The organism is Pseudomonas sp. HY13-MNA-CIBAN-0226 (assembly GCF_040310305.1).
GTDB lineage: Bacteria > Pseudomonadota > Gammaproteobacteria > Pseudomonadales > Pseudomonadaceae > Aquipseudomonas > Aquipseudomonas gregormendelii.
The window spans coordinates 1-282 of the sequence record NZ_JBEOPS010000173.1; the positions used below are offsets into that span (position 1 = coordinate 1).

The window sequence follows — 282 nt, forward strand, 5'->3', positions numbered from 1 at the left end:
GAATACGGGTCGGCGGTGATCAGCAGGCCGTTTTTCAGGCCGGCGGCTTCCATGAAGCCCTTCATCGCGTAGATGCCGTAGACGTAGCCGGAGCAGCCCAGGGAGATATCGAAGGCGGCCACGTGAGTCGGCAGGCCCAGTTTGTCCTGCACGATAGCGGCGGTGTGGGGCAAGCCCTCTTCATCGCCGTTCTGGGTAACGACGATCAGCGCGTCGATGGACTCGCGCTTCAAATCCGGGTTATTGGCGAACAATGCGTTGACGGCTTCGACGCACAGGTCG

Annotated in this window: 1 pseudogene; it reads right to left on the reverse strand. The window is 61.3% G+C overall.

Annotated elements, in window-relative coordinates:
• Positions 1 to 282: pseudogene (locus tag AAEZ05_RS28275) on the reverse strand (ketoacyl-ACP synthase III); the annotation flags it as partial.